Origin of the sequence: Pseudomonas sp. Leaf434, from assembly GCF_001425545.1 — a bacterium.
GTDB lineage: Bacteria > Pseudomonadota > Gammaproteobacteria > Pseudomonadales > Pseudomonadaceae > Aquipseudomonas > Aquipseudomonas siliginis.
Genome location: NZ_LMQZ01000013.1, coordinates 108,037 through 134,680, shown reverse-complemented (window position 1 = coordinate 134,680; position 26,644 = coordinate 108,037). Strand labels below are relative to the sequence as shown.

Genomic DNA, 26,644 nt, shown 5'->3' with positions numbered 1-26,644 from the left:
GCCCGTGAGGCTTGACCATATAACACCCAAGCAATTTGCTGACCTGAAAAGGCGCCAGATTGCGGTGTGTGAAGACGAAACGAACCGAAAGTTCGAAAYTCACAAACACCTAGCTGTCACATACCCAATTTGCTGAAGCGAGGCCATCTGGTCMCGAGTCAGTACCCGAATTTCTTGACGACCATAGAGCGTTGGAACCACCTGATCCCATCCCGAACTCAGCAGTGAAACGATGCATCGCCGATCCGATGGTAGTGTGGGGTTTCCCCATGTGAGAGTAGGTCATCGTCAAGATTAAATTCCGAAACCCCAATTGCGAAAGCAGTTGGGGTTTTGTTTTGCCTGCGAGAAAGTTTTTAGCCTGCCACCGGGGAAATTCACCTGAAGTGGATGGCGAGTTTTGGTATGGTGCAGCTCGTTTTTTAACGGACTGATGTCCTGCCCACGGATCGGCACTCATTTACGTCTAAGAGTTGCTGTAGAAATGCCTGAACCAATCCCGATCAAGGACCATGAAAAAGAGACGAGGCTGGTCAACAAACGCTTGATTGCCTGTGCTCTGTTCGTGTTCGCCATCAGCTGCGCTTTGGTGGTGCGGCTGTACATTCTCCAGGTCGTGGAATTCGATTACCACTCGACCATCTCCGAAAACAACCGTGTCCATGTCCTGCCGATACCGCCGACGCGGGGATTGATCTACGACCGCAACGGCGTATTACTCGCCGACAACCGTCCCAGCTACAACCTGACCATCACCCGTGAGCGTGCAACCGACGTCAATCAAGAATTGGACGAAGTCATCAACTTGCTGCACTTGCCTGCTGAAGACCGTACGGTATTCGACAAGGCGATGAAGCAATCCCGGCATCCATTCACACCGGTCACACTGTTTTATGAGCTGACGGAAGAGCAGATCGCCGTCCTGGCGGTGAACGAATTTCGCCTGCCGGGGATTGATGTCGAACCGCAGTTTGTCCGGCACTATCCTCTCGGCGCACATTTCGCTCATTCGATCGGTTATGTCGGTCGGATCAATGAAAAGGAAGCTAAAACCCTCGACTCCGTGGAATACCGAGGTACGCAGTCCATTGGTAAAACCGGTATCGAGCGTTTCTATGAGGCGCAGTTACACGGCCATGTCGGTTACGAAGAAGTCGAGACCAATGCTCAAGGCCGCGTGCTACGGGTACTCAAGCACACCGATCCGGTGCCAGGCAAAAACATCGTCCTGAGCCTCGATGTAAAGCTGCAGGAAGCTGCCGAAGCCGCTTTGGGCGACCGTCGTGGTTCAGTGGTAGCTCTCGACCCGTCCACCGGAGAAGTGCTGGCGATGGTCAGCAATCCGAGTTTCGATCCGAATCTGTTCGTCACCGGGATCAGTTCGAAGGAATATTCAGCGCTGCGGGATTCCATTGATCGGCCATTGTTCAACCGCGTGTTGCGTGGTCTGTACGCCCCGGGCTCGACGATCAAGCCGGAAGTCGCCATCGCAGGGCTGGACGCAGGCGTCGTAACTCCGCAGACCCGCGTATTCGATCCCGGCTATTACCAACTACCGGACTTCGATCACAAGTATCGCAACTGGAACCACAGCGGTGATGGCTGGGTGGACATGGACGCGGCGATCATGCGTTCCAACGACACCTACTTCTACGACTTGGCGCACAAGCTTGGCATCGATCGTCTGCACGACTACATGGCGATGTTCGGCCTTGGTGAAAAAGTCTCGCTGGACATGTTTGAAGAGTCCCCCGGTCTGATGCCGTCGCAGGCGTGGAAACGCGCTACACGGCGACAGGCCTGGTATCCCGGCGAGACGGTTATTCTCGGCATCGGCCAGGGATACATGCAGGTCACACCGCTGCAATTGGCCCAGGCCACTGCCCTGATCGCCAATAAGGGGATATGGAATCGGCCGCATTTGGCCAAGTCGGTCGACGGTGTAGCTCCGGTTGATGAGCATCCAATGCCAAATATCCTGCTTAAAGATCCGCGGGATTGGGAGCAGGTCAACCACGGTATGCAGATGGTCATGCACGATGCTCGAGGTATTGCCCGTGCGGCCGCTGCGGGTGCGCAATACCGCATCGCCGGCAAGAGTGGCACGGCGCAAGTGGTAGCGATCAAGCAAGGGGAGCGCTACAACCGTGAGAAAACCCTGGAGCGCCACCGTGACAACGCCCTGTTTGTAGGATTCGCACCGGCCGAGCATCCGAAGATCGCCATCTCGGTAATGATCGAGAACGGCGAGGCGGGTGGTCGTGTTGCCGGTCCAGTAGTGCGGCAGATCATGGACGCCTGGTTACTCGATCAGGATGGTCACCTTAAACCTCAATACGCTGCGCCGAGCAAAGCGCCGGGCGATCCTCACGTCTGAGGCGTAACGGTTCACAGCACAGGCTCCGTAAGCGGCGCCTGTGATTACGCACCGGGTACCGGGCAGCTCATATCACCTTCCTCACATTTCAAATACTGCTTGAGGGTTTCTACTCTGGCCTTGGTTACGTCTGTAAGACAACTACTGTAAACCAATGGATACACACTCCCGCCTGCCACCCCAGAAGCCGAAAACTTGCACTCGGCATCCCGAAAGCTGACCCACGCCCGCTGCGCGTTGACCAGCAGCTTCTTTCCGTCCGGGTTGTCCTTCAGGCGTCCGGTGATCTGCTGATAGAGCGTATTCAGTTCCTTGTCTGCCGCTTTGAAGGCTTGCCCCGCGCATTGATTCATCGTCGCCTGATCGCTGGCGTTGGCGCAATCAACGGCGGCATGGGCGAAAGGGGCAAACAAAAAGGGCGCAGAGGCCAGAAGCAGACGCACTGACATAAGGTTCTCGCTGTATCGAGTGGAAAGAGTGTATCGAGTGTTATGTACGTAGCCGGGAGGCCTCAAGCAAGCGATCCGCAGTGGCCGTAATTTCCTCGCCGTCATGCAGCCGCTCCAGCCAGTGCTCGGGAATTGCCCGAGCGCCGTAGTAAGTACCGGCCAACTGACCCACGATAGCAGCTGTGGTATCCGCATCATCGCCGAGATTGGCTGCTTTCAGTATCGCGTCAGCGTACGTTTGCGTGTGATGGAAGCACCACAAAGCGGCTTCCAATGATTGCACGCTATAGCCGCTGCCCTTGATTTCGTTTTCTTTTTTGCCGAGATACTCACCCCGCGCGATCGCAACCACCTTGGGTTGCGAATACTCTGCAAGTAGCGATTGGCGCAGTTGCGTTTTGTCGGCTCCCTCAAGCGCTCGTGCGATCAGATCAGCCAGCAATTGGCAGCACTCGATTGCCTCCGGCGCCGCATGGGTTGTGCGCGAACTGTCGGCAGCGTGGATCTGGATCTGTCTAGCGTCGGGAAAATAAAACAGTACGACAGGAGCCAATCGCATCAGCGACCCGTTGCCAGCAGTCAATGGATCAGTCGACCCCGCGAAAGGCTTCCCGGTTCGCTGAAACTGTTCCAGCGCCTGGCTCACGGTCATGCCGATGTCGAAACATTCACCGGTGGAGCTCAGATATCCCCATTTCCACCAATTGAGATAGCGGCCCATCTGATCAGCCGCGTCGAAACCGTTTTTGCGCAGCAGGCTCTCGGCCAGGCAGAGTGCCATTGAGGTGTCATCGGTCCATTGCCCTGGCTTGAGCTGGAACGGGCCACCGCCGACCATGTCGCTCAGCGGCTGGAATGATCCTCGCGGCTGGAACTCAACTGTTGTGCCGACCGCATCGCCGCAAGCCAGGCCGAGGAGGGCGCCGCGATACCGATCGGCAAGAGAGGGCTGCATGATTCGTCCTTGTTTCTGCGGATTCGCTGGAAAGATAACAGGTCAAGCGGCGCCGATCACAGAGCGGAAACTACCGCAGGATGTGTCTGCTCGGATCGATGCCTGCAGCGCCTGGATACAACTTCGCATTGGACATGTGGTCATACAAGCCTAGTGTTCAGAACAGGAGGTGACGTATGAAACCAGTACCTAACAGTTTCGAACGCAAGATCACGCTCAAGGCGTCGCGTTCCCATGTCTGGCGCGCATTGGTCGATGCAGAGGCGTTCGGTCAGTGGTTTGGCGTGGCACTTGAGGGCCGGCGCTTCATTGCCGGTGAGTGGACGCAGGGCCAGGTCACGTACCCCGGTTATGAACACGTATTGTGGAATGTGCTGATCGAGCGGGTCGAGCCGCAGCAGTTGTTTTCTTTCCGCTGGCACCCGTATGCGGTCAACCCGAAGATCGACTACTCGCAAGAGCCGACCACGCTGGTCAAGTTCGAATTGCAGGACTTCGAGGACGGCACTCTACTCAAGGTCTCGGAGTCCGGCTTCGCGCACATCCCTGATATCCGTCAGAAAGAGGCGTATTACATGGACAGTCGCGGCTGGGAGGAGCAGTTGAGCAGGCTTGAACAGTTTCTCGCCGAAAGCGCCAGGGCTCGTGAAAGCGGCGGTGCCTGACAGGTCTAAGGGTTTTCGGCAGTGTTTGTATGGCGAATGTCTTACACGCATTGGTAGCTTTTACGACTATTGCTGATTGGATCCACTGGGTAATCTACACACATCAACTGAGACACAGGGAGTGTTTCAGGATCATGGACGATCGACCATCGCAAGGATCGCTGCCGACAGGGAGTCGATAATGGTCTTGGGAAAAACCCGCTTCGGCGGGTTTTTTTTCGCCTGAATGTAGGAGCCGCCGAAGGCTGCGATCTTTTGATCCTGCTTTTAAAAGCCAGGTCAAAAAGATCACAGCCTGGGCGAATGTCATCCCGTCACGAAGCAATCAACTGCCGCAACACATAATGCAGGATCCCCCCGGATTTGAAGTACTCGACCTCATTCAGCGTATCAATGCGGCACAAGACTTCGATTCTCTCCTGACGCCCATCCTCCCGAGTGATAACCAGCGGCAGGTTCATCCGCGGCCTCAGCTCGACGCCGGTCAATCCCAGAATCTCGAACGTCTCTTTGCCGGTCAGATTGAGACTCTTGCGATTCTGATCAAGCTTGAACTGCAACGGCAGCACACCCATGCCGACCAGATTAGAGCGGTGAATACGTTCGAAGCTCTCCGCAATCACCGCTTTGACGCCCAGCAGATTGGTGCCTTTCGCCGCCCAGTCACGGCTCGACCCGGTGCCGTACTCCTGACCGGCAATCACCACCAACGGCGTACCCGACGCCTGATATTTCATCGCTGCGTCATAGATCGCCATTTTTTCCCCGGTGGGAATGTAAAGTGTGTTGCCACCTTCCTCGCCACCCAGCATCTCGTTGCGAATACGGATGTTGGCAAACGTACCGCGCATCATCACTTCATGATTGCCGCGACGGGAACCGTAGGAGTTGAAGTCGCGCGGCTCCACGCCTTTTTCCTGCAGGTATCGCCCGGCCGGGCTGTCGATCTTGATGTTGCCGGCGGGGGAGATGTGGTCGGTGGTCACTGAATCGCCGAGCAAGGCCAAGACCCGCGCGCCTTTGACGTCTTTGACTTCCGGCAGAGGGCCGGAAATGTCGTCGAAGAAAGGTGGATGCTGAATGTAGGTCGAATCGTCCTGCCACACGTAAGTCGCCGCTTGCGGCACCTTGATGGCCTGCCATTGCTCATCACCGGCAAACACTTCGGCGTATTCCTTGTGGAACATCGCCGTGTTGACCTGATTCACCGCTTCGGCGATTTCCCGGCTGCTCGGCCAGATATCGCGCAGGTACACCGGATTGCCCTGCTGATCCTCACCCAGCGGTTCGCTGCTGATGTCGGTGCGAACGCTGCCAGCCAGTGCGTAGGCGACGACCAGCGGAGGCGAGGCCAGCCAGTTGGTCTTCACCAGTGGGTGCACGCGGCCTTCGAAATTGCGGTTGCCGGACAGGACTGATGCGACGGTCAGATCGGCCTTTTGAATGGCTTTCTCGATCGGCTCCGGCAGTGGCCCGGAGTTGCCGATGCAGGTGGTGCAGCCGTAACCGACCAACGAAAAACCGAGCTGATCAAGGTACTGAGTCAGCCCGGCAGCCTTGTAATAGTCGGTGACGACTTTCGAACCGGGGGCCAGTGAGCTTTTGACCCAAGGCTTGCGCGTCAGACCTTTCTCGACGGCTTTCTTCGCCAGCAACCCGGCCGCCATCATCACGCTCGGGTTGGAAGTGTTGGTGCAGGAGGTAATCGCGGCGATGACCACGGCACCGTTTTTCAGGCGATAGGTCTTGCCCTCGTATTCGTAGTCCGCTTCGCCCACCAGATCGGCGTTGCCCACCGCCACGCCGCCGCCGCCCTCGCTTTCCAGGCGTCCTTCTTCCTTGCTGGTGGGTTTGAATTGCAGGTCGATGAAATCACTGAAGGCCTGCGCGACGTTCGGCAGGGAGACTCGATCCTGCGGACGTTTCGGTCCGGCCAGGCTGGCCTCAACGCTGCCCATATCCAAGGCCAGGCTGTCGGTGAACACCGGCTCCTGACCCGGCAGACGCCACAGGCCTTGAGCCTTGGTGTACGCCTCGACCAGTTTCACCACTTCCGGCGGCCGGCCGGACAGGCGCAGGTATTCCAGCGTGACATCGTCGACCGGGAAGAAGCCGCACGTCGCACCGTATTCCGGGGCCATGTTGGCGATGGTTGCGCGGTCGGCCAGTGGCAGATCGGCGAGACCATCGCCATAGAACTCGACGAATTTGCCGACTACGCCTTTCTTGCGCAGCATCTGAGTTACGGTCAGCACCAGATCGGTGGCGGTGATGCCTTCCTTGAGTTTGCCGGTGAGTTTGAAGCCGATCACTTCCGGAATCAGCATCGATACCGGTTGCCCAAGCATCGCCGCTTCCGCTTCGATCCCGCCCACGCCCCAGCCGAGTACGCCGAGGCCGTTGATCATGGTGGTGTGGGAGTCGGTGCCGACCAGCGTGTCGGGGAACGCGTAGGTGCGGCCATCCTCGTCTTTGGTCCAAACGGTGCGGCCGAGATATTCGAGGTTGACCTGGTGGCAGATGCCGGTACCCGGCGGGACCACGCTGAAGTTATCGAACGCACTCTGGCCCCAGCGCAGAAAGGCATAGCGCTCGCCGTTGCGTTGCATTTCGATGTCGACGTTCTGTTCAAACGCACTGGCGCTGCCAAACTTGTCGACCATCACCGAGTGGTCGATCACCAGATCCACCGGCGACAACGGATTTATGCGTTGCGGGTCGCCACCAGCCTTGGCCATCGCCGCGCGCATTGCGGCGAGATCGACGACGGCGGGGACACCAGTAAAATCCTGCATCAATACGCGGGCGGGGCGGTATTGGATTTCTCGATCGGAGCGGCGCTCCTTGAGCCAGGCGGCGATGGCTTTGAGGTCAGTGCCGGTGACGGTTTTTTCGTCTTCCCAGCGCAGCAGATTTTCCAGCAGGACCTTCAACGACATCGGTAGCTTGTCGAGGTCGCCCAGGCTTTTGGCGGCTTCCGGCAGGCTGAAATAATGGTAGGTCGTGGCATCGATTTGTAGGGTTTTCAGTGACTTCAGACTATCGAGGGACGGCATTACGATCACTCCTTTGAGTCCGCACGGCTACGGACTGAGGGGACGGGCAGAGCATTAAACCTAGCCCTGTTTTGAGTAGCTGGCTAATAACTGGACTCTATCGGCGCAACCATGGTTCCGACTTCAGCTATCATGCGCCGGTTTTCGTGACAGGCATTGCGGCAACGCAAGGCTTGAGCATCGCGCAACGGTCGAATGATCGACCGTTGCCCAGGAGTAAGAATGAACACCCTATTCATGCATTGCCGGCCCGGCTTCGAAGGCGAAGTCTGTTCGGAGATTTCCGATCTCGCCGCCCGTCTCAATGTCGCCGGTTACGCCAAAGCCAAAACCGCCACGGCCTGCGCCGAGTTTGTCTGCACTGAAGCCGACGGCGCCGAACGCCTGATGCGCGGTCAGCGTTTCGCCGAATTGATTTTCCCTCGGCAGTGGGCGCGGGGCTTTTTCATTGATCTGCCGGAAAACGATCGCATCAGCGTAATCCTCGCGCACATGGCCGATTTCCCGGTGTTTGGCAGTCTGTGGCTGGAAGTGGTCGATACCAATGACGGCAAGGAACTGTCGAATTTCTGCAAAAAATTCGAAGGCCCGCTGCGCAAGGCGCTGACCGCCGCTGGCAAACTGGTGGAAGACGCCAGCAAGCCGCGATTGTTGCTGACCTTCAAAAGCGGACGCGAAGTGTTCCTCGGCATGGCCGATGCCGGCAATTCGGCAATGTGGCCGATGGGCATTCCACGCCTGAAGTTTCCTCGCGAGGCGCCCAGCCGTTCGACCTTGAAGCTGGAGGAGGCGTGGCACCACTTCATTCCACGTGATCAGTGGGAAGATCGCCTGCACAGCGACATGACCGGCGTTGACCTCGGCGCCGCACCGGGCGGCTGGACCTGGCAACTGGTCAACCGGGGCATGCTGGTGACGGCTATCGACAACGGCCCGATGGCTGAAAGCCTGATGGAAACCGGATTGGTCCAGCATCTGATGGCGGACGGTTTTACCTTCAAGCCGAAGCAGCCGGTGGACTGGATGGTTTGCGACATCGTCGAGAAACCGGCGCGCAACGCGGCGATGCTGGAAGAGTGGATCGGCGAGGGGCATTGCCGCGAGGCGGTGGTCAACCTGAAGCTGCCGATGAAACAGCGTTATGCCGAAGTGAAGCGTCTGCTCGAGCGCATTGCCGATGGTTTCAAGGCACGTGGGATCAAGGTTGATATCGGCTGCAAGCAGCTATATCACGACCGCGAGGAAGTGACTTGCCATCTGCGCCGGCACGACACCAGGAAAACCAAATCGCGCTGACACAACACTGAACCTGTGGGAGCGAGCCTGCTCGCGAAAGCGGTGGGGCAGCCAACGATGTGCTGACTGACGGATTGCCTTCGCGAGCAGGCTCGCTCCCACATGGGTTGGACGATAATCCCGGCGATGCGCGACAATGCCGGCCAGTTTCTGGAGTGAACCATGAGTGAAATGATCGATACCCCGGTCGACGGCACCCTCGACGCCACCGGCCTCAATTGCCCGGAGCCGGTGATGATGCTGCACCAGCACATCCGCGATCTGGTGCCCGGCGGCTTGCTCAAGGTGATCGCCACCGATCCCTCGACCAAGCGCGATATCCCCAAGTTCTGCGTGTTTCTTGACCATGAGCTGGTCAGCCAGCACGAAGAGGCCGGCACCTATCTGTACTGGATTCGCAAGAAGTCCTGACTCAGGGCAAAAAAAGACCTGCAAATGCAGGTCTTTTTTTATGGGTGATCAACCCATCGAACGACTGATCCGAATGCGTTTGCGCGCACTGCGTGTCAGACGAATCGACAGCATCAACGCTGCGCAGCTCAAGCCTACGATCAAACCCTGCCACAAACCGCTCGGACCGCGTGGCTCGCCGAGCCAATCGGTCAGGCCCAGCGCATAACCCACCGGCAAACCAATCCCCCAGTAGGCGAAGAGAGTCAGGATCATCGTCACCCGAGTGTCCTGATAGCCACGCAGTGCGCCTGCTGCGGTCACCTGGATCGCATCGGAAAACTGGAACAGCGCCGAATAGACAATCAGCATCGCCGCAATATGAATCACCGTTGGATCAGCGGTATAGATCGCCGCAATCGGCTCGCGCAGCGCCAGCATCAGGCTCGCCGACAGGCAGGCGTAGGCCAGCGCCGTGCCCATGCCGACTCCAGCGGCAAAGCGCGCTTCACGCGGTTCCTCGCGCCCAAGCGCCTGACCGACACGCACGGTGACCGCCATGCCCAGTGAGTACGGGATCATGAACACCAGCGAGCTGACGTTCAGCGCGATCTGATGCCCGGCCACCACCGTCGCGCCGAGGCTGCCAATCAGCAGGGCGATTACGGCAAAAATACTCGACTCGGCAAACACCGCGATGCCGATCGGCAAACCAATCGACAGCAGACGTTTGATCACCGCCCACTGCGGCCAGTCGAAGCGGCTGAACAATTCGCTTGAGCGATAGGCCGGTGCCCAGCGTTCGTACCCGGCCAGGCCCAGCGCCATTACCCACATCACGATCGCCGTGGCCCAGCCGCAGCCGACGCCGCCCATGGCCGGCACGCCAAAGTGACCGTAGATGAAGATGTAGTTCAGCGGGATGTTCAGCGCCAGACCACAGAGGCCCAGCACCATGGCCGGGCGGGTGCGGCCGATGCCGTCGCTGGTGCAGCGCAGCACGTGATAGAGGGCCACCGCCGGCAAGCCGCTGGCGATGCCGTGCAGATATTGCATGCACGGGCCGATCAGCTCGGGATCGACCTTCATCAGGTGCAGCACCGGCTCGGCAGCGATCAGCATCGAGGTGGCGATCAATCCGACTACCAATGCCAGCCACAACGCCTGACGCACGATCGGGCCAATTTCGCTGTGCTTGCCGGCGCCGAAACGCTGGGCGACTTTTGGTGTGGTGGCCAGCAGGGTGCCGGTCATCAATAGAAACACCGGAACCCAGATCGAGTTGCCCAGCGCCACTGCCGCCAGGTCCTTGGGGCCGACGCGCCCGGCCATCACCGCATCGACGAAGCCCATGGCCGTGGTCGCCAGTTGCGCGATGATGATCGGCAGGGCCAGGGCGAGCAGGTTTTTCAACTCCAGGCGAATCCGCGCAGGGCGGCTCAGCGAGACGGCGACAGGTTGGTCAGTTACAGGGTTCACAGGCAAAGCGTCCAGAAAGTATTGATGCGCAGAGCGGCGCATTCTACGCCGCTGACGCCTCGGTCAGGAAATATCCTCTGTTGCGTATTTGTAAGCGCAAACCCTGCTGGCTGATCGACGCGTCAGCACCTAAACTGCCGATCCGCCCAAGGAGCCCGCCATGCTGATTGTTGCCGACGAAAATATCCCGCTGCTCGATGCCTTTTTTGCCGGTTTCGGCGACATCCGCAGAGTGCCGGGCCGCTCCATTGACCGCGCGACGGTTGAGCAGGCCGATGTGTTGCTGGTGCGCTCGGTGACTAACGTCAATCGCGCGCTGCTCGAAGGCAGCAAGGTGCGCTTTGTCGGCACCTGCACCATCGGCACCGATCATCTGGATCTCGATTACTTCAACGAGGCCGGGATCTGCTGGTCGAGCGCGCCGGGTTGCAATGCCCGTGGTGTAGTCGACTACGTACTGGGCAGTCTGATGACACTGGCCGAAATCGAAGGCGCGGATCTGACTCAGCGTACTTACGGCGTCGTCGGCGCCGGTGAAGTGGGGGGGCGCTTGATCAAGGTTCTCAAGGGCTTGGGCTGGAACGTCAAGGTTTGCGATCCGCCGCGTCAGGCTGCCGAGGGCGGCGAATATGTCAGCCTTGAGCAGATCATCGAGCAGTGCGACGTAATCAGTCTGCATACGCCATTGACCCGCAGCGGCGACTCTGCAACCTGGCATCTGTTCGATCAACAGCGTTTGCAGCAACTCAAGCAGGGTGCATGGCTGATCAACGCGGCGCGCGGCCCTGTGGTGGATAACGTTGCGCTGCGTGAGGTGCTGCTGGAGCGCGAGGACCTGCAAGCGGTGCTCGACGTCTGGGAAAAAGAGCCGGAAGTCGACCCTGCGTTGGCCGAACTCTGCGTATTGGCCACGCCACATATTGCCGGTTACAGCCTCGATGGCAAGCAACGCGGGACCGCGCAGATTTATCAGGCCTACTGCGCTTTCAGCGGCCAACCTGCAGCTATCCAGCTCAGCGATCTGCTGCCAGCAACCTGGTTGTCGGAAGTTTCCCTGCACGGTGACAGCGATCCGGCGTGGGCGCTGGCGATGTTGTGCCGGGGCGTGTATGACCCGCGCCGCGATGATGCGGATTTCCGCCGCAGCCTGGTGGGAAATGTCGCTGAGCAGCGCTCGGCGTTTGACGCGTTGCGCAAGCAATATCCGGTGCGACGCGAGATCGAAGGGCTGAAGGTGCGAATTGAAGGTGATGCGCCGGGGTTGCGGCAGATTGTTGAGGCGCTGGGGGCGGTGGCTGTCTGAATCAGCGCTGGCCTTTTCGCGAGCAGGCTCGCTCCCACAGGGGATCTACAGTGCAGCAAAGTTAAAGGTGGGAGCGAGCTTGCTCGCGAAAGCCACACCACCAATCCCGAATTGCAGATATAAAAAACCCGGCCAATCAGGGCCGGGTCAGGAAGACGGTGGCTACATCACTCTTGTTCGGCAGGCTTGACCAATCGCTTCTCCAGTTCGCGGCACGCGTCCTGGATCATGTCTTCAGTGATCGGTACTTCACGGCCCTGCTCATCGATAATCGAGCAACCCAGAGACTGGTCGGGTTTGGTGCGGATCACTTCAATCTTGTCTTCGCTGCTGTGTTGCAAGGACATGGCCTGTCTCCTCATCAGGTTGTGTGCCTAAGTTAAAACCGCCACGTGACCAGGCTGTGACAACTCCCTGCGGTCTGTCGGCGGGCGGCATCTCTACTCAAACAGAAATGACCGCTCGTCTCAACCGCAACCTTAGACCAATCGTTTCTAGCATCCGGACATCCCGGGCATATTTAACCTGACTCATTGTGATTTACAGAGTTCCACCCCATCTGAGTCTGTAGGCTGGCCCGATCCATCTGCGCAGACGTGAACTCCATGATCTCCATGTTTTCTTCCCGACACCGGCGTGCCCTGCGCCTGACCAGTCATTTTCTCCTGCCGTACCGCTGGCATGCCTTCGGCGCACTGCTCGCGCTGATCGTCACCGCCGGCATCACCTTGTCGATGGGGCAGGGCATCAAGTTGTTGGTAGACCAGGGTTTCATGACCCGTTCGCCGCATCTGCTCAATCAGTCGATCGGGATTTTCATGTTGCTGGTGCTCGGACTGGCGCTGGGCACCTTTGCCCGTTTCTATCTGGTGTCGTGGATAGGCGAGCGCGTGGTCGCCGACATTCGCCGCCAAGTGTTCAATCACTTGGTGTATCTGCATCCGGGCTTTTATGAGGATAACCGCAGCTCGGAAATCCAGTCGCGCCTGACCGCTGATACCACGCTGCTGCAATCGGTGATCGGCTCGTCGCTCTCGCTGTTCCTGCGCAATCTGCTGATGGTCATCGGTGGTGTGGTGTTGCTGTTCATCACCAATCCGAAGTTGACCAGCATTGTCGTGATTGCACTGCCGCTGGTGATCGCGCCGATCCTGATTTTCGGCCGCCGTGTGCGCAATCTGTCGCGCCAGAGCCAGGACCGTATCGCCGACATTGGCAGCTATGTGTCGGAAACCCTTGGTCAGATCAAAACCGTACAAGCCTACAACCACCAGGTTCAGGACGAGCAGCGTTTCGCTTCGACCGTCGAGCAGGCGTTCGAAACTGCGCGTAAACGGATCTTCCAGCGAGCGTGGTTGATCACTTTGGTGATCGTGCTGGTGCTTGGCGCGGTGGCGGTGATGTTGTGGGTCGGCGGCATGGATGTGATGGCGGGACGGATTTCGGCTGGGGAACTGGCGGCGTTCGTTTTCTACAGCCTGATTGTCGGCAGTGCGTTCGGCACGCTGAGCGAAGTGATCGGCGAACTGCAACGCGCTGCGGGTGCCGCTGAACGCATCGCAGAATTGCTGCGTTCGGAAAACATCATCCAGCCACCGTTGACCGGACTGGTCACTCTGCCAGCGCGAGTCAAAGGTGAACTTGAACTGCGCGACGTGCGTTTTTCCTACCCGTCGCGTCCGCAAAGCTACGCCGTCGATGGCTTGAATCTGACGGTGAGGGCAGGCGAAACCCTGGCATTGGTGGGGCCGTCCGGCGCGGGCAAGTCCACGGTTTACGACTTGTTGCTGCGCTTCTACGATCCACGCGAGGGGCAGATTTTCCTCGATGGCGTGCCGCTGACCAGCCTTGACCCGCTGGATCTGCGCCGCTGTTTCGCCCTGGTCTCGCAAACCCCCGCGTTGTTTTTCGGCAGCGTGGAGGACAACATTCGCTACGGCTGCCCGACGGCCACGCTTGAACAGGTCAAGGAAGCTGCGCGAATTGCCCACGCCCACGACTTCATCGAACAAATGCCGGACGGCTATCAAACTCATCTCGGCGATGGCGGCCTCGGGTTGTCCGGCGGTCAGCGCCAACGTCTGGCCATTGCCCGCGCCTTGCTAGTGGACGCGCCGATCCTGCTCCTTGACGAAGCCACCAGCGCCCTCGACGCACAGAGCGAACATCTGATCCAGCAGGCCCTGCCAACGCTGATGGAAAACCGCACCACGCTGGTGATCGCTCACAGGCTGGCCACGGTGAAGAACGCTGACCGGATTGCGGTGATGGATCAAGGCAAGCTAGTAGCGGTGGGGACACATCAGGAGTTGATCGCCAGCAATCCGCTGTACGCACGGCTGGCGGCGTTGCAGTTCAATGATGGTCGATCTGTCACAGCAGACTGAGCAATCGACCAAGTAACCGACCAAAAAAATGCCCGCATCTCACGATACGGGCATTTTTCATGATCCGGCGTCAGCCTGGTGATTACTGATCGTCAAAATACCGCTCATGCCAATCCACCAGCGGTTGCGGCGAGTTGAGTTTCTGGCCGTAGATCACCGAGTAGGACAACACGTTCTGCACGTATTGACGGGTTTCGTCGAACGGGATGCTTTCCACCCAGACGTCGAAACTCAGGTGATCAGCGCCGCGCAGCCACTGACGCACGCGGCCTGGCCCGGCGTTATAAGCGGCGGAGGCGAGCACGCGGTTGCCGTTGAACTGGCTGTGCACCTGGCTGAGGTAAGCGGCGCCGAGCTGAATGTTCTTGTCTGGATCGAGCACTTGCTGGGGCGAGGCCAATGGAATGCTGAACTTGCGCGCGGTTTCCTTGGCGGTGCCGGGCATCAATTGCATCAGACCGCTGGCGCCGACGCCGGAGCGCGCGTCGTCCATGAAGGCGCTTTCCTGCCGGGTTATGGCGAACACCCAGCTCGAATGCAGGCCGCGAACCTTGGCTTCACGCACGAGGGTATCGCGGTGCGCCATCGGGAAGCGGATGTCCAGGTCGTCCCAGTACTGCGCCTGACTGATGGTGCGAATCGCCGGGAAGTACCATTTCAGGTCGTAGGCCAGTTTGGCCTGGGCGACCATTTCATCGCGGTTGAAATGACGGCTGACGTGATACCACTCGCGACGCCCGTCGACGATCTGCCCGCGTGCATGAAACTCCAGCGCGCGCCGCACGCCGGGGGTGTTACGAACCTTGTTGATCAACGCCTGGCTGAGCACCAGCGGCTTGTTGTTCAGCGAGTAAGGCGACTGTGAACGGTCTGCGGCGAGGAAGCCGTAGAAGTCTCGTTCCCGCGCCAGATTCTTGTACAGGGTCAGCGCTTGCGGGTTTTGTGGCTCGGCCAGCTCCAGACTGCGCGCCTGCCAATAGCGCCAACGGTTGGTGGTGGCCAGGTCTTGCGGCAGACGTTTGGTCAATTCGTAGGCATCGTTCCAGCGTGCCAGACGCAGCAGCAGGCGCAGGCGCCATTCCGAGACGGTGTTGTCGCGCAGCTCCGGATCGTATTTGGTCATCACGTCCAGCGCGCGGCTGTCGAAGCGGCGCGCGAGGGTCAGGCCGATCTCGCGAGCGATCGCGACCTTCTCATCGCGAGAGAAATGCATGCTGCTGGCGTAACCGTCGAGCAAAGCCATGGCCTTGTCCGGATCCTGCCGAGCGAGGCGGCGCAAGCCGAGGCTGACGACGTCTGACATCGGCTCGTCGGCCGGGCTGAAGCGCGACGGCTGATTGAGCAATTCGGGTTTCTGCGCCACGTCGACCAGCAAACGACCGCGCGGGGCGAGGGTGGTCAGGCCGTTGATCAGACTGTTGGCCAGCGGATAGTTGCGTGCCTGCGCAGCAAGTTTGGTGCGCTCCCAGCGTTTCTGCTCGGTAAGCTGGCCGTCGGCAGCCCAGATGCCGAACAGCGCGTCACAGGCGGCGGGTTGCGATTTGCCGGTCAGCCAGAGTTTTTCTGCGTTGGCATAGCCTTCAGCCTTCTTGTCGTGGCTGATTTGGTACTGCGCGTTGAGGCAGTCGAGCTCGGTGAAATTCAGCTTCGGATCGTAATACTTGACGAAGGTCGCCCAGTCGCCACGATCGGCGAGCCAGCGCAACCAGCGCAGCTTCATCCAGTTGGCCTGCGGCAGGTCACCGTGTTCGGCGAGGAATTTCTCGATTTCTGCGTTGCTCGCGGTCTTCAGACGCGCGGTCAGTTCGTCGTAGGCCAGATACGGTTCCAGCGGATAATCGGCCAGCGCCTGGCTGTAACGGAAATACGGGCCGGTATCACCCTTGGCCAAGGCGCGCTTGGCTTCATCGTAATACTGGCGTTGGGTGGACAAGTCCACCGCCTGGACGGATTGAGCGGCAGCGGCGGTAAGAAACAAGCAGGACAAAACACTGAAAAGGCGACTGCGCATGAGACATCCGGGCAGAGAAATCATGACAAGTGCCGATCGGAATCCGCACTGAATTGACTGTAGCTTAGCCTTTTGCCAGCAAGCGGCGAAAGCTTTGCGAGCCTCGCTGCACAAGTTCGCAACAAATGTTGTGCAGAGTGCTTCGACAGACAAATTGCCGGCCTGCTGAAGCCTCAAGTCAGGTAGAATGCGCGCCCGGTTTTTGGAGAAGCTCATGACCCTGCTCAAATTCAGCGATGTGTCCCTTGCGTTCGGCGCTATGCCGTTGTTGGACAAGGTGTCCTGGCAGATCGCCCGTGGTGAGCGGGTGTGCATCATCGGCCGCAATGGCACTGGCAAGTCCAGCATGATGAAACTGGTCAAGGGCGACCAGAAGCCCGATGACGGCTCGGTGTGGCGTGCCCCCGGTCTGAAAATCGGCGAATTGCCGCAAGAATTGCCAGTGGCCGACGACCGGACGGTATTCGACGTGGTGGCTGAAGGCCTCGATGGTGTTGGCGCCTTGCTCGCCGAATATCATCACCTGAGCCAGAACATCGTCACCGACGCTGATCTGGACAAGCTGATGCATGTTCAGCACGACCTCGAAGCCCGTGATGGCTGGCGCCTGCAGACGCTGGTCGACAGCACCCTGAGCCGTCTGCAACTGCCGGCCGACAAGACCCTCGCCGAACTCTCCGGCGGCTGGCGTCGTCGCGTGCTGCTGGCGCAGGCGCTGGTGTCCGAACCGGACCTGCTGCTGCTCGACGAACCGACCAACCACCTGGACATCGGTGCGATTGCCTGGCTCGAAGAGGCGCTGAAAGATTTCCAGGGCGCCGTGCTGTTCATCACGCACGACCGTTCCTTCCTGCAAAACCTCGCCACGCGAATCCTCGAACTGGATCGCGGTGGGCTGATCGACTGGAACGGCGACTACGCCAGTTTCCTCGTGCACAAAGAAGCTGCGCTGGCCGCTGAAGAAACCGCCAACGCGCTGTTCGACAAGCGTCTGGCTCAGGAAGAGGTGTGGATCCGTCAGGGCATCAAGGCCCGCCGCACTCGCAACGAAGGTCGCGTGCGCGCCCTGAAAGCCCTGCGCGTTGAGCGCAGTGAGCGTCGCGAGCGTACCGGCAAGGCCAACATCCAGCTGGAAACCGCGGACAAATCCGGCAAGCAGGTGATGGTCCTCGAGAACGTGAGCTTCGCGCATCCGGGCGGGCCGTTCCTGATCAAGGATTTCTCCATGGTCCTGCAGCGCGGCGACCGTATCGGTCTGCTCGGCGCCAACGGTACCGGCAAGACCACCCTGTTGAAACTGATGCTCAGCGGTCTGCAACCGACCAGCGGTAAAGTGGAAGAGGGCACCCGGATCGACGTGGCGTACTTCGACCAGTTGCGCCATCAGCTGGATCTGGAAAAAACCGTGATCGACAACGTCGCCGAAGGTCGCGACTTCATCGACATCGACGGGCAGAGCCGTCACGTGCTGAGCTATCTCGGCGACTTCCTGTTCAGCCCGCAGCGTGCACGCACGCCGGTCAAGGCGTTGTCGGGTGGTGAACGTGCGCGTCTGTTGCTGGCGAAGCTGTTCAGCAAACCGGCGAACCTGCTGGTGCTCGACGAACCGACCAACGACCTCGATGTGGAAACTCTCGAGCTGCTCGAAGAAGTGCTGCTGACTTTCAACGGCACCGTGCTGATGGTCAGCCACGACCGGGCATTCCTCGATAACGTGGTGACCAGCACCCTGGTCTTCGAAGGTGAAGGCAAGGTTCGTGAATACGTCGGCGGCTATCAGGACTGGATCCGTCAGGGCGGTTCGCCGCGTCTGTTGGGCGTGACTGAAAGCAAGTCGGGCAAGGCTGACCTGAACTCGGCGGTGGTTAGCGCTGAGCCGGCTCCGGTGGCTGCGCCTGCGGCTGCCGCTCCGGTTGCCAAGAAGAAACTCAGCTACAAGCTGCAGCGTGAGCTGGAAGCCTTGCCGGGCGACATCGACGCCAAGGAGCAGCAAATCGCCGCGGTTGAAGCGGAAATGGCTGAAGCCGGTTTCTATCAGCGTCCGCCGGCGGAAACGGCCAAGGTGATTGCTTCGCTGGAGCAATTGCAGGCCGAGCTGGATGCGTTGGTGGAGCGTTGGGCCGAGCTGGATGCCTGATTGCTCCTGATGTGAAAAAGCCCGGCGCTCAGTGATGAGCGCCGGGCTTTTCATATGTAACGCGATCTACAGGCTGGAGCAGGTCAACTGTGGGAACGAGCCTGCTCGCGAAAGCCGTGTGTCAGGCGGCACTCATATTGAATGTGCCGACGTATTCGCGAGCAGGCTCGCTCCCACAAAGAGCAAGACAGATCAGCGTTTGACCAGGTGTACCGCCAGCACATCGCATGGCGCACCGTGCAGCACGTCATTCGCGGTCGAGCCGAGCAGCAGTGCCAAGCCATGACGGCCATGGCTTCCGACCACGATCAGATCGCACGCTTGTTCCTTGGCGAAATGATGGATTTCCTGGCGTGGCTGGCCGTAGGTCAGATGGCAATTGGCGCCTTCGAGCTCGGGGTATTTCGATTTGAGTTTTTCAAGACGCTCCTTGGCCTGATCGAACTGCTGTTGTTGCAGTTGTGACAGGTCCATTGGCACGTCGCCACCGAAGGCCATGGCCATCGGTTCAACGATATGCACCAGCGACAACTTGGCAGCGTTGCTCACCGACAGCTCGCGGGCGCGGTGGATCACAGGGTCGCACTCTTCGGTCAGATCTACAGCGACCAGTATGTGGTGGTAGGGCATGAGGTGCTCCTCCTGAGGGTTCGATATTGGTAAGTATGGCTGGTTTCAAGCGCATTGGTTCGCAAGTGACACAATGGGCTCATCAAAAATCGGGAGTACAGATATGACGGTCTGGCTGGTGGTGTCAATCCTGCTGGTAGTTTTAAGTCCGCTGGCATGGTTGCGCCCGTCTCGCGCGCAGAGCGGGCGCATGGCCCTGCGCATGGAGGCTCGACGCATCGGCCTGGCCATGCAACTGGCGCCGCAGGAGTGGCCGCACTGGCTGCTGCCAGAGCCGCCAAACCCCTGCGCCCAGTACCATCGGCCGCGGCGTGGCAGCCAACCGGCGTGCTGGACGTACTGGCAGAAAACCCCGGGCGTCTGGGTCAATCAATGGCAGGAAGTCTGCGATGACCGGATCCTGCTCGATTATTTCGAAAAATTGCCGGGCAATGTTTTCAAGATCGAAGCGGACAAGCAGATGATCGCCTTGTACTGGGGCGAGAAGGGCGAGGCGACGGTTCTGCAGGATATCGACGCGACCCTGAAAGCACTGGCGTGATGCGCGGACTTTTCTCACTGCAACGGTGTGAAACGTCCGGCAGACGCGCAATAAAAAGCCCGACATGATTCGTCGGGCGGATTGGCCAGGCAGGCCGGTAATCTTTTTTTGCGGCAGGCGCTTTGATCGCCTCGGCAAATTTTCTCGCAGTCCACCCAGCGTAGCCTTCTGAACAGGGCTCGGCGGAAATTAGGGCGACTTTTCTAACTATTGATTCTATGAATGGCTCAACATCGAGACGGGTGTTGCTGCTCATCATGGTGCAGAAATGACCGCAAAGTCGCATTTCAGCCCGAATTTAGGGCGATTGACAATTGTCTGAAATTCCGTGAAGGTGACGTACCCGAATCAAACGGGCGTATGAATTGAGCGTTTGTCTTACAGACTGCTCCTACAGAATCCCGACTATCGCGTTGGCGGGTGTGCCAGGCGGACAGGTGTCAGCATCGACGAACAAAGCGTCCTTCTGAGCCATAAGCCTGCGTCCGACGTGTACTGTTCAGCTTCCATATCGTGGAGATCAGTTGATGATTTACGAAGGTAAAGCCATCACGGTTAAAGCTCTTGAAAGTGGCATCGTCGAATTGAAATTCGACCTCAAGGGTGAGTCCGTCAACAAGTTCAACCGTCTAACCCTGAACGAACTGCGTCAGGCCGTAGACACCATCAAGGCAGATGCTTCGATCAAGGGCGTGATCGTCAGCAGCGGCAAGGACGTGTTCATCGTCGGCGCCGACATCACCGAATTTGTCGACAACTTCAAGCTGCCGGATGCCGAGCTGGTTGCAGGCAATCTCGAAGCCAACAAGATCTTCAGCGATTTCGAAGACCTCAACGTGCCGACCGTCGCGGCCATCAACGGCATCGCCCTCGGTGGCGGTCTGGAAATGTGCCTGGCGGCCGACTATCGCGTCATGTCCACCAAGGCAAAGATCGGTCTGCCGGAAGTCAAACTGGGCATCTACCCAGGCTTCGGCGGTACTGTGCGTCTGCCACGCCTGATCGGTGTCGACAACGCCATCGAGTGGATTGCCGCCGGCAAGGAAAACCGTCCTGAAGACGCCCTGAAAGTCAGCGCCGTCGACGCCGTGGTTGCTCCAGAGAAGCTGCAGGAAGCTGCCCTTGAACTGATCAAGCGCGCCATCTCCGGTGAGTTCGATTACAAAGCCAAGCGTCAGCCGAAACTTGAAAAACTCAAGTTGAACGCCATTGAGCAAATGATGGCTTTCGAAACCGCCAAAGGTTTCGTGGCTGGCCAGGCCGGCCCGAACTACCCGGCGCCGGTTGAAGCGATCAAGACCATCCAGAAAGCCGCGAACTTCGGTCGCGACAAGGCACTGGAAGTGGAAGCTGCAGGCTTCGTCAAACTGGCCAAGACATCTGCTGCGCAGAGCCTGATCGGCCTGTTCCTGAACGATCAGGAATTGAAGAAAAAGGCCAAGGCCTATGACGAAATCGCCAAGGACGTGAAGCAGGCTGCCGTACTCGGCGCCGGCATCATGGGTGGCGGTATCGCTTATCAGTCGGCTTCCAAAGGCACGCCGATCCTGATGAAGGACATCAACGAGCACGGTATCGAGCAGGGTCTGGCCGAAGCCGCCAAGCTGCTGGTCGGCCGCGTTGACAAGGGTCGCATGACCGCGGCGAAGATGGCTGAAGTGCTCAACGGCATTCGTCCGACCCTGTCCTACGGCGACTTCGGTCACGTCGATCTGGTCGTCGAAGCTGTGGTCGAAAACCCGAAGGTCAAGCAAGCGGTACTGGCTGAAGTCGAAGACAAGGTCAAAGAGGACACCATCCTCGCGTCCAACACCTCGACCATTTCCATCAGCCTGCTGGCCAAGGCCCTCAAGCGTCCGGAAAACTTCGTCGGCATGCACTTCTTCAACCCGGTGCACATGATGCCGCTGGTGGAAGTGATCCGTGGCGAGAAGTCCAGTGAACTGGCGATCGCCACCACCGTTGCCTACGCGAAGAAAATGGGCAAGAACCCGATCGTGGTCAATGACTGCCCGGGCTTTTTGGTCAACCGCGTGCTGTTCCCGTACTTCGGCGGTTTCGCCAAGCTGGTCAGCGCCGGTGTCGACTTCGTTCGCATCGACAAAGTGATGGAAAAATTCGGCTGGCCAATGGGCCCGGCTTACCTGATGGACGTGGTCGGCATCGACACCGGTCACCACGGTCGCGACGTCATGGCTGAAGGTTTCCCGGACCGCATGAAGGATGACCGTCGTTCGGCCATCGACGTGCTGTACGAAGCCAAGCGCCTGGGCCAGAAGAACGGCAAGGGCTTCTACGCCTACGAGGCCGACAAGAAAGGCAAGCAGAAGAAAGTCGCCGATCCGTCGGTACTCGAAGTGCTCAAGCCGATCGTTTACGAGCAGCGCGAAGTCACTGACGAAGACATCATCAACTGGATGATGATCCCGCTGTGCCTGGAAACCGTGCGCTGCCTGGAAGACGGCATCGTTGAAACCGCCGCCGAAGCCGACATGGGTCTGGTTTACGGTATCGGTTTCCCTCCATTCCGTGGCGGTGCGCTGCGCTACATCGATTCGATCGGTGTTGCCGAGTTCGTTGCCCTGGCTGACCAGTACGCTGATTTGGGCGCGCTGTACCACCCGACCGCGAAGCTGCGCGAAATGGCCAAGAACGGCCAGAGCTTCTTCGGTTAAGCGCCCCCAACTAGAGTGAGAGTGAACTTATGAGCTTGAATCCTAGAGACGTCGTGATTGTCGACTTCGGTCGTACTCCGATGGGCCGCTCCAAGGGCGGCATGCACCGCAACACCCGCGCTGAAGACATGTCGGCGCACCTGATCAGCAAACTGCTGGAACGCAACAGCAAGGTCGACCCGGCGGAAGTCGAGGACGTGATCTGGGGCTGCGTCAACCAGACCCTGGAGCAGGGCTGGAACATCGCGCGCATGGCGTCGCTGATGACCCAGATTCCGCACACTTCGGCCGGCCAGACCGTCAGCCGTCTGTGCGGTTCGTCGATGAGCGCGCTGCACACTGCTGCGCAAGCGATCATGACCGGCAACGGTGACGTGTTCGTGGTCGGCGGCGTCGAGCACATGGGCCACGTGAGCATGATGCACGGTGTCGATCCGAACCCGCACATGTCGCTGTACGCGGCAAAAGCCTCGGGCATGATGGGCCTGACCGCTGAAATGCTCGGCAAGATGCACGGCATCACCCGTGAGCAGCAGGATGCCTTTGGCGTGCGTTCCCACCAGTTGGCCCACAAGGCAACCGTGGAAGGCAAGTTCAAGGACGAAATCATCCCGATGCAGGGTTACGACGAGAACGGTTTCCTGAAACTGTACGACTACGACGAAACCATTCGTCCGGAAACCACCCTGGAAAGTCTGGCGGCGCTGAAGCCGGCATTCAATCCAAAGGGCGGCACCGTGACTGCCGGTACTTCGTCGCAGATCACTGACGGTGCTTCGTGCATGATCGTGATGTCGGCGCAGCGTGCACAGGACCTGGGTATCCAGCCTATGGCGGTGATCCGTTCGATGGCAGTGGCAGGTGTGGATCCGGCAATCATGGGCTATGGTCCAGTGCCGGCAACACAAAAAGCCCTGAAGCGCGCAGGCCTTGGCATCAACGATATCGACTTCTTCGAGCTCAACGAAGCTTTCGCCGCACAGGCTCTGCCAGTGCTGAAAGATCTGAAAGTGCTCGACAAGATGAACGAGAAGGTTAACCTGCACGGCGGCGCGATCGCCCTGGGTCACCCGTTCGGTTGCTCCGGTGCACGTATTTCCGGCACCCTGTTGAACGTGATGAAGCAGAATAGCGGCACCTTCGGGGTGGCCACTATGTGCATTGGTCTCGGCCAAGGCATCTCCACCGTCTTCGAACGCGTTTAAGCGTCTCGTCGATGGAAGCCGGGGCCCAGTGCCCCGGTTTTTGTTTTTGGGTTTTTTATTTATTTTTGAAAAGATTTCAGTGAGGGCCGAAGCATGCCGATACAACCTGGGCTCTACCAACATTACAAAGGTCCGCAATACCGTGTATTCAGTGTTGCGCGGCATTCCGAAACCGAAGAAGAAGTGGTCTTTTACCAAGCCCTGTATGGCGATTACGGCTTTTGGGTGCGCCCGCTGAGCATGTTCGTCGAGTCGGTCGAGGTTGACGGCGAGCAGGTGCCGCGCTTTGCTTTGGTGCAGGCCGAACCGAGCGTCTTTGACAAGGCATGAGGCGACTGCGCAGACAACCCTGCGCTTGACCTCACCTTGTATCAACTATATATAGCGGTGCCGCGTCAGGCGCCAACCGCCTTTCACTTCTAGAATTCAGGAATTTTCTGATCCATGGGCAAATCGCTGGTCATTGTGGAATCCCCGGCTAAGGCCAAGACCATCAACAAGTATCTGGGTAACCAATACGTGGTGAAGTCGAGTATCGGCCATATCCGAGACCTGCCCACCAGCGGTTCGGCTAGCGCCAGCAAAGAGCCAGCCGCCAAGCGCGGCAAGGCTGCTGCGGGCGAAGGTCCGGTGCTCTCGCCGAAAGAGAAAGCGCGCAAGCAACTGGTCTCGCGCATGGGCGTGGATCCCGAACACGGCTGGAAAGCCCAGTACGAGATCCTCCCGGGCAAAGAAAAGGTCATCGAAGAGCTGCGCCGGCTCGCCAAGGATGCTGACACCATCTATCTCGCAACCGACTTGGATCGCGAGGGGGAAGCCATTGCCTGGCACCTGCGCGAAGCCATCGGTGGTGACGACAGCCGTTACAAGCGCGTGGTGTTCAACGAAATCACCAAGAAGGCGATCCAGGAAGCCTTCTCCGAGCCGGGCGAGCTGGACATTGATCGTGTCAACGCCCAGCAGGCGCGTCGCTTCCTCGACCGCGTCGTCGGCTACATGGTCTCGCCGCTGCTGTGGGCCAAGATCGCCCGTGGTCTGTCCGCCGGTCGCGTGCAATCGGTTGCGGTGAAGCTGGTAGTCGAGCGTGAGCGTGAAATCCGTGCGTTCAATCCCGAAGAATACTGGGAAGTGCACGCTGATCTCGGCACCACCAAAGGCTCGACCGTGCGTTTCGAAGTGGCTCGCGAAAAAGGCGAAGCCTTCAAGCCGCTGAATGAAGCCCAGGCCATGGCTGCGCTGGAGAAGCTCAAGTCTTCCAGCTACAACATCGTCAAGCGCGAAGACAAACCGACCAGCAGCAAGCCGTCGGCGCCGTTCATCACGTCGACCTTGCAGCAGGCTGCGAGCAACCGCCTCGGTTTCGGCGTGAAGAAAACCATGATGATGGCCCAGCGTCTGTACGAAGCTGGCTACATCACTTACATGCGTACCGACTCGACCAATCTCTCGGCCGACGCCGTGGCGATGGCGCGCACATACATTGAGGACGAATTCGGCAAGAAATACCTGCCGGAAACGCCGAACGTTTACAGCAGCAAGGAAGGCGCGCAAGAGGCTCACGAAGCGATTCGTCCGTCCGACGCCAATACCACGCCGAGCAAGCTGGCGGGTATGGAGCGCGATGCCGAGCGTCTGTATGAGCTGATCTGGCGCCAGTTCCTAGCCTGCCAGATGCTGCCGGCGCAGTACCTGTCGACCACCGTCAGCGTCGGCGCTGGCGACTTCGAGCTGCGTGCCAAGGGCCGTATCCTCAAGTTCGACGGTTACACCCGGGTGATGCCGCAAATTGCCAAGCCTGGCGATGATGACGTGCTGCCGGACATGGCCCAGGGCGATGTGATGAAGCTGATCAAGCTTGACCCGTCGCAGCATTTCACCAAGCCACCGGCGCGTTATTCCGAAGCCAGTCTGGTCAAGGAGATGGAAAAACGCGGCATCGGTCGTCCTTCGACTTACGCTGCGATCATTTCGACCATTCAGGATCGCGGTTATGTGACCCTGCACAACCGTCGTTTCTACTCGGAAAAGATGGGTGACATCGTCACCGAGCGTCTGTCCGAGAGTTTCTCCAATCTCATGGACTACGGCTTCACCGCCGGCATGGAAGAGAACCTCGATGACGTGGCGCAAGGCGAGCGCGACTGGAAAAACGTGCTGGACGAGTTTTACGGCGACTTCAAGAAGAAACTCGAAGTAGCGGAAAACCCGGACAGCGGCATGCGCGCCAACCAGCCGGTCATGACTGACATTCCGTGCACCACGTGCGGTCGTCCGATGCAGATTCGTACCGCATCGACTGGCGTGTTCCTTGGCTGTTCGGGCTACAGCCTGCCGCCGAAAGAGCGCTGCAAGGCCACCGTCAACCTGGTGCCGGGCGATGAAATCGCAGCGGACGACGAGGGCGAATCGGAATCGCTGGTACTGCGTGGCAAGCATCGCTGCCCGATCTGCAGCACGGCGATGGACGCCTACCTGCTGGACGAAAAGCGCAAGTTGCACATCTGCGGCAACAACCCGGATTGCGCTGGTTACGAAATTGAAGAGGGCAGCTATCGCATCAAGGGCTACGAAGGTCCGAGCCTGGAATGCGACAAGTGCGGCAGCGAAATGCAGCTCAAGACCGGCCGTTTCGGCAAGTTCTTCGGTTGCACCAACCCTGAGTGCAAGAACACCCGCAAGTTGCTGAAGAGCGGTGACGCGGCGCCGCCGAAGATGGATCCGGTGAAGATGCCTGAGCTGAAATGCGAAAAGGTCAACGACACCTACATCTTGCGCGATGGTGCGTCCGGTCTGTTCCTGGCCGCCAGTCAGTTCCCGAAAAACCGCGAGACTCGCGCTCCGCTGGTGATCGAGATTCTGCCGCACAAGGACGAGATCGATCCGAAGTACCACTTCCTGTGCGAGGCTCCGCAAAAGGATCCTGACGGTCTGCCAGCGGTCATCCGCTACAGCCGCAAGACCAAGGAGCAATACGTACAGACCGAAGTCGACGGCAAGCCGACAGGCTGGAAAGCGTATTACGACGGTGGCAAGTGGACTGTTGAAGACAAGCGCAGCGCAAAGGCCAAGGCTGAGTAAGCGCTAGTCT

The 26,644-nt window shown here is 59.0% G+C and carries 19 protein-coding genes and 1 rRNA gene; 13 read left to right on the top strand and 7 right to left on the bottom strand.

Annotated features, from left to right (window positions below):
- Positions 1-173: 173 nt before the first annotated feature.
- Together rrf and mrdA are read left to right on the top strand one after the other, a co-directional pair.
- Positions 174-294 (top strand): 5S ribosomal RNA (gene rrf / locus ASG55_RS25475).
- A 190-nt stretch (positions 295-484) separates the two neighbouring features.
- Entirely contained in the window at positions 485-2,377 is a 1,893-nt protein-coding gene (gene mrdA, locus ASG55_RS25470) for a penicillin-binding protein 2 (RefSeq protein WP_056791554.1), read from the top strand.
- A 44-nt stretch (positions 2,378-2,421) separates the two neighbouring features.
- On the opposite strand, the gene ASG55_RS25465 is transcribed toward mrdA, so the two are convergent.
- Positions 2,422-2,826 carry a lysozyme inhibitor LprI family protein gene (locus tag ASG55_RS25465; protein ID WP_056791550.1) on the bottom strand — a complete coding sequence of 135 codons (405 nt, stop codon included), beginning with the start codon at positions 2,824-2,826 and terminating at the stop codon, positions 2,422-2,424.
- Between the two features lie 40 nt (positions 2,827-2,866).
- Positions 2,867-3,781 (bottom strand): ADP-ribosylglycohydrolase family protein, encoded by a 915-nt coding sequence (locus ASG55_RS25460; protein WP_056791548.1) that lies wholly within the window; start codon positions 3,779-3,781, stop codon positions 2,867-2,869.
- 176 nt (positions 3,782-3,957) lie between these two features.
- Between ASG55_RS25460 and ASG55_RS25455 the strand changes: the two genes are divergently transcribed.
- Positions 3,958-4,446, top strand: coding sequence for an SRPBCC family protein (locus tag ASG55_RS25455; protein ID WP_016775506.1), 489 nt, complete (start codon positions 3,958-3,960; stop codon positions 4,444-4,446).
- Between the two features lie 314 nt (positions 4,447-4,760).
- Here the strand turns inward: ASG55_RS25455 and acnA are convergent, their stop codons facing one another.
- A complete protein-coding gene (gene acnA / locus ASG55_RS25450) occupies positions 4,761-7,502 on the bottom strand; it encodes an aconitate hydratase AcnA (RefSeq protein ID WP_056791545.1) in 2,742 nt (913 codons plus the stop codon).
- Positions 7,503-7,724: 222 nt separating this feature from the next.
- Between acnA and rlmM the strand changes: the two genes are divergently transcribed.
- Entirely contained in the window at positions 7,725-8,798 is a 1,074-nt protein-coding gene (gene rlmM / locus ASG55_RS25445; protein WP_041477361.1) for a 23S rRNA (cytidine(2498)-2'-O)-methyltransferase RlmM, read from the top strand.
- Positions 8,799-8,960: 162 nt separating this feature from the next.
- Complete coding sequence (gene tusA / locus ASG55_RS25440; RefSeq protein WP_016775503.1) at positions 8,961-9,209, top strand: sulfurtransferase TusA; 249 nt, start codon at positions 8,961-8,963, stop codon at positions 9,207-9,209.
- Positions 9,210-9,257: 48 nt separating this feature from the next.
- Here tusA and ASG55_RS25435 read toward each other — a convergent pair whose 3' ends face one another.
- Positions 9,258-10,667: an MATE family efflux transporter gene (locus ASG55_RS25435; RefSeq protein ID WP_056791566.1), complete on the bottom strand. Its 1,410-nt coding sequence runs from the start codon at positions 10,665-10,667 to the stop codon at positions 9,258-9,260.
- Positions 10,668-10,827: 160 nt separating this feature from the next.
- Here ASG55_RS25435 and pdxB point away from each other — a divergent pair, with 160 nt between their 5' ends.
- Complete coding sequence (gene pdxB, locus ASG55_RS25430) at positions 10,828-11,970, top strand: 4-phosphoerythronate dehydrogenase PdxB (RefSeq protein ID WP_056791541.1); 1,143 nt, start codon at positions 10,828-10,830, stop codon at positions 11,968-11,970.
- A 167-nt stretch (positions 11,971-12,137) separates the two neighbouring features.
- Here the strand turns inward: pdxB and ASG55_RS25425 are convergent, their stop codons facing one another.
- Entirely contained in the window at positions 12,138-12,317 is a 180-nt protein-coding gene (locus tag ASG55_RS25425; protein ID WP_024013646.1) for a PA1571 family protein, read from the bottom strand.
- Positions 12,318-12,575: 258 nt separating this feature from the next.
- On the opposite strand from ASG55_RS25425, the gene ASG55_RS25420 reads away from it, so the two are divergent.
- On the top strand, positions 12,576-14,357 hold the full coding sequence (locus tag ASG55_RS25420; protein ID WP_269085004.1) for an ABC transporter transmembrane domain-containing protein: 1,782 nt from the start codon (positions 12,576-12,578) through the stop codon (positions 14,355-14,357).
- 82 nt (positions 14,358-14,439) lie between these two features.
- Here the strand turns inward: ASG55_RS25420 and ASG55_RS25415 are convergent, their stop codons facing one another.
- Entirely contained in the window at positions 14,440-16,368 is a 1,929-nt protein-coding gene (locus ASG55_RS25415) for a transglycosylase SLT domain-containing protein (protein ID WP_056791535.1), read from the bottom strand.
- 214 nt (positions 16,369-16,582) lie between these two features.
- Between ASG55_RS25415 and ASG55_RS25410 the strand changes: the two genes are divergently transcribed.
- Positions 16,583-18,505, top strand: a complete 1,923-nt coding sequence (locus tag ASG55_RS25410; RefSeq protein WP_016775499.1) for an ATP-binding cassette domain-containing protein — start codon at positions 16,583-16,585, stop codon at positions 18,503-18,505.
- Between the two features lie 192 nt (positions 18,506-18,697).
- Here the strand turns inward: ASG55_RS25410 and ASG55_RS25405 are convergent, their stop codons facing one another.
- Positions 18,698-19,135, bottom strand: coding sequence for a universal stress protein (locus ASG55_RS25405; RefSeq protein ID WP_016775498.1), 438 nt, complete (start codon positions 19,133-19,135; stop codon positions 18,698-18,700).
- A gap of 103 nt (positions 19,136-19,238) precedes the next feature.
- Between ASG55_RS25405 and ASG55_RS25400 the strand changes: the two genes are divergently transcribed.
- The 5 genes from ASG55_RS25400 to topA all read left to right on the top strand — a co-directional run bounded on the left by ASG55_RS25400 (position 19,239) and on the right by topA (position 26,634).
- Positions 19,239-19,676 (top strand): hypothetical protein, encoded by a 438-nt coding sequence (locus tag ASG55_RS25400; RefSeq protein ID WP_056791532.1) that lies wholly within the window; start codon positions 19,239-19,241, stop codon positions 19,674-19,676.
- Between the two features lie 527 nt (positions 19,677-20,203).
- Positions 20,204-22,351, top strand: coding sequence for a fatty acid oxidation complex subunit alpha FadB (fadB, locus tag ASG55_RS25395; RefSeq protein WP_024013640.1), 2,148 nt, complete (start codon positions 20,204-20,206; stop codon positions 22,349-22,351).
- A 29-nt stretch (positions 22,352-22,380) separates the two neighbouring features.
- On the top strand, positions 22,381-23,556 hold the full coding sequence (gene fadA, locus ASG55_RS25390) for an acetyl-CoA C-acyltransferase FadA (protein ID WP_016775495.1): 1,176 nt from the start codon (positions 22,381-22,383) through the stop codon (positions 23,554-23,556).
- 93 nt (positions 23,557-23,649) lie between these two features.
- Positions 23,650-23,886, top strand: a complete 237-nt coding sequence (locus tag ASG55_RS25385; protein WP_041477350.1) for a DUF1653 domain-containing protein — start codon at positions 23,650-23,652, stop codon at positions 23,884-23,886.
- 114 nt (positions 23,887-24,000) lie between these two features.
- Positions 24,001-26,634 carry a type I DNA topoisomerase gene (gene topA / locus ASG55_RS25380; RefSeq protein WP_056791529.1) on the top strand — a complete coding sequence of 878 codons (2,634 nt, stop codon included), beginning with the start codon at positions 24,001-24,003 and terminating at the stop codon, positions 26,632-26,634.
- Positions 26,635-26,644 lie beyond the last annotated feature (10 nt).